The organism is Pseudomonas fragi (assembly GCF_900105835.1).
Lineage (GTDB): Bacteria > Pseudomonadota > Gammaproteobacteria > Pseudomonadales > Pseudomonadaceae > Aquipseudomonas > Aquipseudomonas fragi.
Genome location: NZ_LT629783.1, coordinates 3,086,244 through 3,097,170, shown reverse-complemented (window position 1 = coordinate 3,097,170; position 10,927 = coordinate 3,086,244). Strand labels below are relative to the sequence as shown.

At 51.9% G+C, this 10,927-nt stretch carries 11 protein-coding genes and 1 tRNA gene; 4 read left to right on the top strand and 8 right to left on the bottom strand.

What is annotated here, in order from left to right; genetic code table 11:
- Positions 1–75 precede the first annotated feature (75 nt).
- The 3 genes from BLU25_RS14095 to BLU25_RS14085 form a co-directional block, all read right to left on the bottom strand.
- Entirely contained in the window at positions 76–1,020 is a 945-nt protein-coding gene (locus tag BLU25_RS14095; RefSeq protein ID WP_050901298.1) for a FecR family protein, read from the bottom strand.
- Positions 1,013–1,531, bottom strand: a complete 519-nt coding sequence (locus tag BLU25_RS14090; RefSeq protein ID WP_029611667.1) for an RNA polymerase sigma factor — start codon at positions 1,529–1,531, stop codon at positions 1,013–1,015. Before BLU25_RS14090 ends, BLU25_RS14095 begins: the two co-directional genes overlap by 8 nt.
- A 294-nt stretch (positions 1,532–1,825) precedes the next feature.
- Positions 1,826–1,916: transfer RNA gene (locus BLU25_RS14085), tRNA-Ser, on the bottom strand.
- 549 nt (positions 1,917–2,465) lie between these two features.
- Here BLU25_RS14085 and BLU25_RS14080 point away from each other — a divergent pair.
- Complete coding sequence (locus tag BLU25_RS14080; protein ID WP_016782979.1) at positions 2,466–3,620, top strand: Shedu immune nuclease family protein; 1,155 nt, start codon at positions 2,466–2,468, stop codon at positions 3,618–3,620.
- Between the two features lie 291 nt (positions 3,621–3,911).
- On the opposite strand, the gene BLU25_RS14075 is transcribed toward BLU25_RS14080, so the two are convergent.
- Complete coding sequence (locus BLU25_RS14075) at positions 3,912–4,145, bottom strand: helix-turn-helix domain-containing protein (protein WP_016782980.1); 234 nt, start codon at positions 4,143–4,145, stop codon at positions 3,912–3,914.
- Positions 4,146–4,251: 106 nt separating this feature from the next.
- On the opposite strand from BLU25_RS14075, the gene BLU25_RS14070 reads away from it, so the two are divergent.
- Entirely contained in the window at positions 4,252–4,656 is a 405-nt protein-coding gene (locus tag BLU25_RS14070; protein ID WP_016782981.1) for a hypothetical protein, read from the top strand.
- A gap of 39 nt (positions 4,657–4,695) precedes the next feature.
- Here BLU25_RS14070 and BLU25_RS23435 read toward each other — a convergent pair whose 3' ends face one another.
- The 4 genes from BLU25_RS23435 to BLU25_RS14050 form a co-directional block, all read right to left on the bottom strand.
- On the bottom strand, positions 4,696–5,676 hold the full coding sequence (locus BLU25_RS23435; protein ID WP_139803964.1) for a hypothetical protein: 981 nt from the start codon (positions 5,674–5,676) through the stop codon (positions 4,696–4,698).
- Between the two features lie 123 nt (positions 5,677–5,799).
- Positions 5,800–6,459, bottom strand: coding sequence for a helix-turn-helix domain-containing protein (locus BLU25_RS14060; protein ID WP_016782983.1), 660 nt, complete (start codon positions 6,457–6,459; stop codon positions 5,800–5,802).
- A 1-nt stretch (position 6,460) separates the two neighbouring features.
- On the bottom strand, positions 6,461–6,895 hold the full coding sequence (locus tag BLU25_RS14055) for a hypothetical protein (RefSeq protein ID WP_016782984.1): 435 nt from the start codon (positions 6,893–6,895) through the stop codon (positions 6,461–6,463).
- Between the two features lie 321 nt (positions 6,896–7,216).
- Entirely contained in the window at positions 7,217–7,840 is a 624-nt protein-coding gene (locus BLU25_RS14050; RefSeq protein WP_016782985.1) for a recombinase family protein, read from the bottom strand.
- Positions 7,841–8,222: 382 nt separating this feature from the next.
- Between BLU25_RS14050 and BLU25_RS14045 the strand changes: the two genes are divergently transcribed.
- Positions 8,223–9,518 (top strand): hypothetical protein, encoded by a 1,296-nt coding sequence (locus BLU25_RS14045; protein ID WP_016782986.1) that lies wholly within the window; start codon positions 8,223–8,225, stop codon positions 9,516–9,518.
- On the top strand, positions 9,508–10,683 hold the full coding sequence (locus tag BLU25_RS14040) for a hypothetical protein (RefSeq protein WP_139803965.1): 1,176 nt from the start codon (positions 9,508–9,510) through the stop codon (positions 10,681–10,683). The genes BLU25_RS14045 and BLU25_RS14040 overlap by 11 nt, the downstream gene beginning before the upstream one ends.
- The last annotated feature ends 244 nt before the right edge of the window (positions 10,684–10,927 follow it).

Genomic DNA, 10,927 nt, shown 5'->3' with positions numbered 1-10,927 from the left:
GGGAACGGATTCGTTCCTGGTCTTACTACGACGATATGCCCGAGAGGATCTTGCAGTGGCTGTGTGAAATTATTTTCAGTGGACCCACGCCACAAACGGCAGATAGGTGATGTTGAGGCCGTAACGCTGCTCCAGCGTGTGCAGCAGGTTCTGCGGATCATTGAGGTCGAACACGCCGCTGATCTGCATCGCGCCGAGGGTGGCATCGGGCAGCACGATGCGCCCGTATTGATAGCGCTCCAGCTCGGCCAGGACCTCCTGCAGGGGCTTGCGGTTGAAGATCAGCTTGCCGCGCTGCCAGGCAGTGAGGGCATTGGCATCGACCTGCTGGCGCTCAGCGACAGCCTGGCCTGCTTGGTACAGCGCCTGCTGGTTGGGTTGCAGCTCCAGGGTTTGCGCCTGGTGCTGCACTTGCGCCGCGCCGGAGGCGACCAGGATGCGAGTCTGCCCCGCATCGCGACGCACGCTGAAGACCCCGTTTTTAGCCGCCACGCGGTCTTGCCCGGCCTGGACAACAAAGGGGCGCGACGGGTCATCGGCCAGCTCGAACAGAGCTTCGCCCTTGCGCAAGGTGACGCTGCGCTGAGTGCCGGTGAAATCCACCGATAGCGCCGTCGCGCTATTGAGCGTGACCCGCGTGCCATCGCTCAACAGCCATTGCTGGCGCTGACCGACCCCGGTGTGATGAGTGTCGGACCAGCTGGGTACATAGTCCGTAGCGCCATACCCGAGTACGGCCAGCACCAGCCCCGCCGCCAGCCCGCTGGCCCAGCGATAAGCCCGGCGGCGCGGCCTTGCGCGATGTTGCTCGGCGCTGGCGGTAAGGCCGATATCCGCCCACAGCGCTTCGGCCTCCTGGGCGGCGTTTTTGTGCGCCGGGCTCAACTGTTGCCAGCGCTGGTAGTCCAGGCGCTGACGGGCCGTGGCTGTGCCCGAGTGCAGCAGCGTCTGCCAGTCGATGGCCTGATCGTCGAGATCTTCAGGGGTAGGCGTAGAAAGCATCACGGCAAGCTCAGGCATGGTTGTGTTTGAGCCAGTCACGGCAGTGGCGCAAGGCCTGGCCGATATATTTTGCCACCATACTTGGCGACACGCCCAGTTCGACGGCGATCTGCGCCTGGGTCATGCCGTCGATACGACTCAGCAGCAACGCCTGGCGGGCATTGGGCGACAGCTGTTGCAGGGCGTCGTCGAGGATGCCGATACGCTCGGTGGCCAGCAGCAGGCCTTCGGGCGGCAGCCCGGGGTCGGCGATTTCCAGCGATGGCGGCTCGGCACTCAGGTTACGGGTCTGGCGTTGGTCCACGCGCAAGGCATCAATGGCCAGATTGCCCGCCACCTTGAAAATAAAGTGCCGGTCATTAAGTACCGTGACCGTCCTGGGGTCGATTTTCGCCAGCTTGATCCAGGTTTCCTGCGCCACATCCGCCGCCCGATGTCGGTCACGCAGGCGCCGGGTCAGGAACGACAACAGGTCGTCGTAATGCTCCTGAAAACTGGCCAGCAGGCTGGAGGGGGAAGGCGGGGTCATGGAGCATGGGCTCGGGTGTTAATGAGAAGCCGTATCATTAACGATTGCGTGCGCGGGTGCAACGGCTCTTGTGGGGGGGAGCATTGGGTTATAGCGGTGTGGGAGCGTGGCTTGCCCGCGATGGCATCAACGCGGTCTGACAGGACGACCGCCCGCCTGAATCGCGGGCAAGCCCGCTCCCACAGCTTTCTGCAGACGCGAAAAAGCCCTGCGCATATGCACATCGGGTTTGATTTTAAGGGGGGAAAACGCGGTTCCCTTGAACAAGGGAACGCATTCAGGTGCCACAAATAATGGCGGAGAACGGGGGATTCGAACCCCCGACACCCTTTTGAGGTGTACTCCCTTAGCAGGGGAGCGCCTTCGGCCACTCGGCCAGCTCTCCGCGAAACGCCGCGTATAGTAACCAGCCTTTCGTCAGTTGCCCATAGAAAATTTAACCTGATCTGCGTTTTACCCGCAAAAGCTCAAAATACAGGCGTGCGATCGCTCACCGGGTACTCGATGAGAGGCAAAAATGCTTTGGGATACAGGGATTTGACGCGATTCCCTTGGACAAGGGAAAGAAGAATGGTGCACCAGGCGGGATTCGAACCCACGACCGGCGAAGCACCAAGTTTTTGGGGTCTTGAAGACAGCTTAGGAGGGGCAGTGTCACACCTTCGTGGGACTGGTTGATGTCTCTGGTATCCAGAGTATTTCACCCTCACTCGTGATGGCAAACGCTCTTTTGACTTTGTTTTTCTACCAGGAGCCTCTCTTAGAAGCTTACGGCTGTCGTGCAAAAAAACTCAGGGCTTTTACCTCACCCGCAATAGGCCTGCCTTCAGCGCAGCAATAGTAGCTTTGACTGCTGTTTCAGGACGTCACAGGCTTCATCTTGATGCAAAGGGCTAAGCGACATACGATCGGATCAACCCAGGGAGATCGACGTATGGACAGCTACCAGAATCCGAAGCCAGGAAAGACCTACATCAGTCCCGCCCTCCAGTCCTTTGGGGACAAAACACGACTTCTGCGCATCGCGTCTAAGGTGCTGCCATCGGCAGATGGTTATGAATATGTTCGTGAGAGAGATGAAACCGTTGTTCGTCACAAACCAGATGCTGCCACCTACATAACAGCAAAGTTTTTGGAGGACGACCGACGAGTCCGTGTTTTGACTGTGCAAAAGTTTAGCTCCGGTACTGGTCAACCGTACGGATCGGGTTTCTCATTTGTTGGGGAGGAGATAGGTAAGTTTTGTGAGTTTCTGGCCAACATCCAGGCTGTCGCTTTTGAAAATGGTAGCCAGATAAACATCACTGATGATGAGCTGAGGCGCATTGTTCTGACTTCACCTCAAGCCGAACGGATGGTCAAAGAGAACGAGGATCTTATCTCAGAGATAGTCAAACACTCGCTCACCAAGCAGGACGTTGTAGCCATAGGCTATCGAAAAAAGCAGTTGGGGGTCTTTCGGAGATTACTCGAGGATGAAGAATATTTTCAGAGGTTAAAAAGCAGCAAGGGTTGTACGGCGGAAGGTCTTTGGCAGCAGTTTTTTGAGAAAAACGCATGGATTTTTGGCTACGGTCTTAGCTACATATATACCACTGGGCTGGACAACAAAAGGTTGGAGCAAGTGGTTAAAGGCAACGATGTTGCGCAGCCCGGCAAAAGAGTTGATGCGCTTCTCAAAACTAGGGCTCGGGCCTCGAGTTTATGCTTCGTTGAGATAAAAACGCATAAAACACTGCTGTTGAAAACAAAGAGTTATCGAGCGGGGTGCTGGGCGCCTTCTGATGAGCTCGCCGGAGCTGTTTGTCAAGTGCAGGGCACCGTAGCCTTTGCCGCCCAGACTTTAATGGGCGCTGTTCGACTGACCGATGACGATGGGTATCCCACGGACGAAGAGATTTTCAATTTCTCACCCAAAGCGTTTGTAGTCGTTGGTTCTCTCGAACAGCTGATCGGTGAGCACGGGGTCAACCGTGAGCAATTAAGGAGCTTTGAGCTATTTCGTCGAAATACAGTTCAGCCTGAAATCATCACCTATGATGAGCTTTACGAACGAGCGAAACATATAATTGAGGCTAATGAGGCATAGGTTAGAAATAGCTCAATTGCCAACGAAGGTCCACCTCGACCTCTAGTGCATACGGCCTCTGTGCCTGACTTCGATTGAACTAAAGCTAATTATCCGTGGTGAGGTCGGTGGAAGGGCTTAGTCATAAATAGCGCTCTGGGCCCTGCAATGAGTTTGCTTTGCGGCCTTCGCGCAACCTCCTGTTCAACGGAGGCTACATGGAGCTCTATTCTCCTGGAGCAGGTTCAGCAGAGCACTGAGGTTCAAAGAAAACCGTGCTTTAGGGTGATGACGCGCAAGCTGAGTTGTACATCACTTTTGCTCGATCAGCAGCTGTGACGGCTCTATTTGGAGCGCCGATGCGAGGCGCCAGATATTGTATATCGTGACATTTTTTTCGCTCCTTTCCAGCATCCCTATGTAAGTCCGATGGACGCCAGCTAGCTCCGCTAATTCTTCCTGCGAGAGCCCAAGCTCCAGTCGTTTCCGGCGGACGTTGTTGGCAAAAACTGCGACAAGCTCGCATTGCTTTGGTGAGATAGGCATTCACCAAATTTCGCTTTTTGCATACTACAATTCGACATACTATGATTAGCATAGACTGTCATCTGGATTGTCTGGCCAATGCCTATTAGTGATCAAGGAGTGATTTGTGGTTATTCGGAAAAGGCTTTCGGCCTGCGTTGCCCTAGCGTTGTCTTTCTCCTGTGTAGTTGGGGCAGCACCAACCAAGCAGGATCTTGAGGCCGTACAAATGGTTTTTGACTACAACGCCTCTGATGATCTTGCCTATTTAGAGGCCTGTGGAAAGCCTGCACTCCGCAATCAATATCTTCAGTCCATGCACGACGCTGGCGCTGCATACCCGAACAGAGATCCCAAAAAAATCCGGGCGCTAATAAGAGATATTGAGCGCAGAGCGGATTCTCGTGTGCAGCTGCAAAGCAGTCTTTGGAATTTTTTGGATCAAAAGGATATTGATGACGACTGTAAATTCAATGTTGGCCAAGCTTTGAAGCACCTTAATACCCTCGATGACTTCATATTCAAAAGCTGAGAGTGGATTCGCAGGCTTCTCTGGGCAGCATCGTTATTACTAGGGCTGGAACAGCCGGTCAGGAGCTCCTGCAATGAGATCTAGGGCAGTTAAGCCGCTCATCCGCCCCTTGTGCCATCTCTCAGTCTCCTGCCTTAGGGCGGAGGATATGAACGTCTGCTTTCCGGTAGGGAGTTCGTATTCTTTAGCGAGCAACGGGTCGAGCTCCACCGTGAGCCCATTTTTTACCGAATACACACACCATGTCCTGGCGGAAGACTGAGGGTCTGCTCCGATTTTTTCGCCTGGTGACTTAAACATAAAGTCTGAGTCAGCTTCGCCTTTGATGGTGCGAAGTTTTAGTCGAAGCTTTGTTTTTCCAGATTTAGAAAAGCCCTCCGGTCCAATCATCAAGCCGTGAAGGTGCCAGCGTCTCCGGCTGGATTCGTCAGCAAGTGCTGCTGGCGCTTTTTCTACCGCGTAGAGAAACTCTGCTCGTTTATCCACCGTGCAGCGAACGATCCTTGTCATCTGATCGCGGATGTATTCAAGCGCTTGACGATCACCATTGTCGATTCGGTCGCTGAGCTCCTTGCTGAGCACCAGTGTGAAAGTTTTCAACTCCCAAGATCGAGCAAGAGCCATCCGGTACAGTGGTGTGGCGGCGACTGCGAGCTTTGTAAACTCACTCGTGTGCTTCCATGGTTTCAGTTGTTCTTCGTTGGGTACAGATTGATTCAGTAGGGTCTTCCGCCTGTATACAGATCCTGGGAAGGAGGAAGTGTGTTTACCTAATATACTTCTCTTTGATATGGCTAATACCTTTGCATAGGCCGCCCCAACTACGCTTGAAGGCTTTTTTATGGGTGGCTTTTTTACGGGTTTTTTCCTAGCGGTTGAGAAATCTCGATCAGATGCTGGATCGCCGTTACTTGCATTGACGGCTTCTGTAGGCACTACCCTGTGCGACTCCTGCTGCTCGGTTGCGAGGCGCTCCGGGTTTGATGTTGCTCTGGCTGAGGTTTCTTGATGGGCTGTCATGGCGGGCTCGAAAGCCCGAGCTATGAGGTCGGGCCTATTTTCATATTTGCGGCATCCTGGATGCCGCGATGGTGTTCGCTACTTACGCGACGATCTAAGAGTTTGACACTTGGCCGGTCATCATCAGGTCATCTCACTGTCAAAGCCTAGGAGGACGATGTCATCCTCTTCATTTGCTAGCGTTTCATTCCAGGCTTCTTCCTCTTTTGACTCGAGGTAGCGCAATGTTTCGAGTTCTCCTTCCATGCCTTCTGTATCTCCTTTTTGCTCCGCATCCTGTCGGCGTTGCTCTGCTCTGAGTTTGGCGACGTCAAAGTCCGTCATGAGATGGATCTGGAGTACAGGCATCTCCTCTACGTCGAGGGCCATGTTCATCTTTTCTAAAGGGAGTGCTCGGCGCTGGACATCTTGGGTTAGCTTGAGAGTGGTGGCGCTTGCAGCTAGGGCTCTAAAAGATGTGGGATCAGTCAAATCAAGTTGCTCGACAGCCATCGAGAGCTTGTTTCTTATTTGCTGGCTGATTGCGAGGTCGTCTATCACGTGGGACGCTGCAATCAATTGAACCTTATCCAGAGCGAACGCTGTGTTTAGCATGTCCTCCCTGGCCTTTGTGATTAGCTTCTGCTGGGTAGCGCCAGCGACTGCCTTATTCGTTTTCAAAATGCGTTGAGCAGTGCTCACGCTGATCTCTAGCTGAAGTGCAATCGCGGGAATGCTATACCCAGCTTCTCTGAGAATGACTGCTTGAGCACTTTGGTTTGGAGTGGCTTTTTTACCGGGCATCTCACACCTCGTCTTCAAGGATGCGAAGTGCTCGCGGTTTTGGCGGAAGTTTAGCTATAGCAAGCAACTCGCTTTCTAGTCTCTCCCAGTTACCTGCAACTGTGGCAAGAGGGAAGCCGGACAAGTAGGCGATGTCGTTGATTTTAAACGGGGCAAGCGTGTCCAGCATGGTGCCGGATGCTATCAAGGCGTCTCTCAGGGCCAAGGTGATGGCTTGGCGCGTATGGCTACGTTGGGTGATGCTTGCTGCGGGTTGGCTCCTGCAAGGCCTAGGAGAACTGATGCCATTCTTGCGGCACAGATGATAAGCAGAGTCTTTCGTCCAGCGAACACCGTCAGTCCGAGGATTACTGTTGTTCAGATGCTGCGCTAGGCGTCTGTAGGAGCTGATGGGATTTCTGAGATAGTCACGAGCGTTCTCTTCTAAGGTACTCATTACGGCTTTTCCTTCTTTTGGATCGTTGGTAAATGTTCATAGGTACTTCTCTCGTTTGTTTATGGTTGATCTGCTTCTACGAGCAGCAGGAGGATCATATGGAGTTGAATATTTAGCGCCTAGAGTTAGATTCATACATTTTGTAAATGTGCAAGCGTTTGCCTAGATTTTTCTATGGTTCAGATGGTTCTGGTCGCGCTCAGGTAGTTCGGCGTCCTAAGGACTGAATCCAGTTGTCGGCGGTAGAGGTAAGGCGTCCGGGTACATGGCAGGAAGCAAAAAGCCCGCGTTTAGGCGGGCTCATGTGTTCGAAAATATTTATCAGGCGCTAAGTGTGCGTTTGATACGGTAGACAGTCGCGACGCCGCACTCGGCCATTTTGGCAACCTCATCAGCGGAAGCCTGTGGATACTTTGTCAGAATGCTTTCAACCCTCTTCCATTTATCCGCGTCCTTGCTCTTGCCGGTGGGTTTCCAGCCAGGTTCAGCCGCTTGCTTGTTCTGGATACCTTGCCGGATACGCTCCACGCGTTTTTCCTGGTCGAGGCGCGCCATTGTCGCCATCAGGTCAATCAGCATGCCGTTGACAACCTCCATGACTTGGCCAGTGATGCCGGTATCTTGCACCAGTAGGTGGCTGGTTGGCAGGTCGGCAATGACCAGTCGTAAACCTTTGGCTTCAATCGTAGCTTTCAGGGACTTCCAGTCGGACTGAGAGAGTCGCGTGAGTCTATCCACGGATTCGCATAGGCAAATATCACCTGGTTCTGCGGCTTCAAGCATGGCAAGTAATCGGGGTCGATTAAGCTTTGTCCCGCTGATGTTCTCTGCGTAGATACCCGCGACGGTTAGCCCTTTTTCAGCTGCGAATGTTTCCAGTGCGATCTTGGCTCTATTCGCGTCCTGATCCTTGGTAGACGCTCGCAGATAAAGGTGGGCTTTCATTGCGATCTATCCTTTTAAGTTAAATTCGATAGATCTATGATAATTCTATTCTATAGCTATTAACAATAGGTATTTGATAGTGCTCGGGTGGAGGTCGTCGAGCTATCAGACTTGTCTACTTTTTTGATAGTGGTAGGGGGGTGTGGCGTAGGAGGGATGCTTGCTAGAGCTATAGGCTTCTGTCATGTCGCTGATGGTGTGTTCCAAAAATTTTTTAGTGGCTAAAGGCTATCTCTCTTGACCAAAGCTATCTATTTGAGGTTATTGCTTCAGTGCGTTCAAGGTAGAGAGCGCTACAGCACCAGCAGGGAGTTAGGCTGCGCAAGCCGATATCGCCGTTGGAAATTCTAGGAAGAAAATGGACACAAAAACTGGAGCAATTATGGATCGTGAAATTATCGGCCGACGCTCGCAAGATGTGCAGTCAGGCTTGCGTGATGTTTCGGACTTGCGCGTTTCGGCTACGATACCGGTCACGCGGCAGATCGGTATGGCTGCGCAGCTTGCTGTACACATTCGTGGTTTGGATACCATAGAAAACATCGTTGGCTTCCACCATTTTTGCAACAACCTCGGGATTACCTCTGACTCGTTGCCGACAGTACTGGGGACTTTGGAACAGATCGGGTGGATTCGCGTTGTGCCAAACGTGTTTGCTCCTAAGCGAATTGAAGAAAACATTCCTTTTTTTCAGGAACTCTATGGCTTGCTTGGTGAGCAATGGAGTGAGCGTAAGCCTGGTGAGCTGGAACAAGCGACTATGGCAATCATCGACCGACTGACGGTCGCCCCCGTGCCGCTTGAAACACTAGCGTTGGAACTCGGATTAAAGCCCGTTGATATTCAGACGGTTATAGATATTGGTGATCTTGGCGGCTACCTAAGGCAGTATGATTCGCCCAAGGACAACATTCCTATTTTGTACGCTCCTCTCTTCACTGAAGAAAATCCCGAAACGCTGTTGAATTTTATCGCCAAAAATCCAGGTAGCCACAGCGCTATCGAGTCAGTTTTTCAGGCCGCTAGGTCTCATCCGGGCGCGCCGATTAGTGCATTAGAGGTAAGCAACCCTTTAGTTCTTGAGTTGGTGAATGAAAATATACTTCGAGCACCTGCGATCATCTCGTCAGGTGGCGCACAGTCTTTCGCGTTCGCACCCTACAAAACTACCCAACCGCGAGCCATTCTTGAAAAAGCTCGGATTATATTAGCGTGTGTTCGTTACGGTGAAGGCTATTCATCCATCACCCAAATTGCAGATCCAAGTGCGATTCTCAAAGGATTGCGAGACCGTAAGATGATTGGCCGAACACCGCATTCTAATATTCAATCTCAGTATGCTGCGGCGGCGAATATGGGGGTTGGTTGGATCGAGCCTGAGGGAGGCCGTTTTCGCTTCAGACTATATGACACCGAAGATAATCTCGCTGCGGTTGATTTGGCTATTGCGATGTGTGCGGGCCGGAGTGAGGATGTTGCGTCTTCGATACTTTTACCTAATGAAGTGAGGCAGCATTTCTCGCGATCTGAACCAGGAGGGTTATTGCTGCCAGAGGCGAATAGGGTTCGGGCACGCGATGTGATTGCAACTCGCAAGCTCGATCCAAATACGCAAACCGCCGCCAGACTCGGGCGGGCATTACTTGACGACTTGCGAGGAATTCATCGTGTCATCTAATGATAAAGATCATTCCTATAAGCTTTTAGGTAAGCGGATGGCATGGGCATTAGGTTATGTGCCATTGATTAACGTTCCAGTCACCCTCCCAGCGGATACGAGTTCACGAGCTGGAACAGATCTGACCGATGCGGACGTTTTTGGCTTTCGTTTCAGTGCAAGCGGAAGTGTCTCTCGGCTGCTGATTGACTGCAAAACTACCAGTGGTCGCGCGGTTGATCGCGTGCTGTGGGTGAAAGGGCTGCAAAGTGTATTGAACGTTGAGGAACTTTACCTATTTAAAAAGAAAATCCCTAACAGCGCTCGCTGGCTAGCCCATGAGCTGACAGTAAACTGTGTTGACGAAGCAGAGCTTAACGAGCTCGATGCCAGGCTAGGGCTGAGTCGTCTGAAGGGACCCTATTTTGATGGTACTGGTTATAAAAGTATCGAATCACTGCTGGCTTTCTCGAAGGGCAGCGAGTATCGCGCCTTAACCCAGTTCCTTACTACTGGCATCTGGATGCTAAAGCCGGCTAACCGGGTTTTGACTCTGCTGAGTGTAGGGCATCAAAAAAACCTATATCAGAAACTGAGGCCTGATGATCCAGCGCATACGTGTCTAGTTCTGTTGGCAGCAAGAGCTCTTGCAATAAGCCTTGGTCTTCTGGTTAGTAATTTGAATGTTGTGGATGTATTGAGAGTTGAGGAGCGATTACGCGAAGAACTCCATGGGGGCGCTGAATCTCTTGCGCAAAAAGAACGCTTTGCGTCTGCGATTCAGCGTTTGACCGGCGAAAGCGATAATGATCAAGCGCTTGATCACAAAGACTTCTCAAGTCTTCTCGAAGAGGTAAACCGACTTCTAATCAGGCGATATGCTCTTAACGACGCAATCCGAATCACTGATCTAGCATTGCACTACTTTGCTGCTGGTGCCGGGACATTACCTCGCCACTTGAGTGGTAGTGACTCTAAGCTTTCTGCGAAGATGGCATCAGATATCCTTGCTTTGTTCGTGAAAAGCAATTCTCTCGATATCGGATTCTCTCGCGCCATTATCGGATTGCTAGCGACCGCTCAGGATGCAACATCTGATCAAAGCGAGGAGCCGCGTTTCGACGGGCTTGCAAAAGGGGATCAGTTTTCCTTATTGGCACCATTGCCTCCGCTAGAAGACCATTAGCATAGTGGGGCCTAGGATCCTAGGCCCCACTGGCTGCATCCTATCTAACTATGATTGTTTTCTGACAAGTCCATGGTTCGCACGGTGCTGCTCAATATCGCTTTTCATCTTTGTTTATAAATACTCGTGACATCTGCATAAGTAACTCCTAAAAGGTGCAACAGGCACAGCCAGCTCTTTTTATACAGTTGGCAGTGCCCACTCGCTCTCAAAATATACTCTTTCTGAGCTATCTCTTACTCTT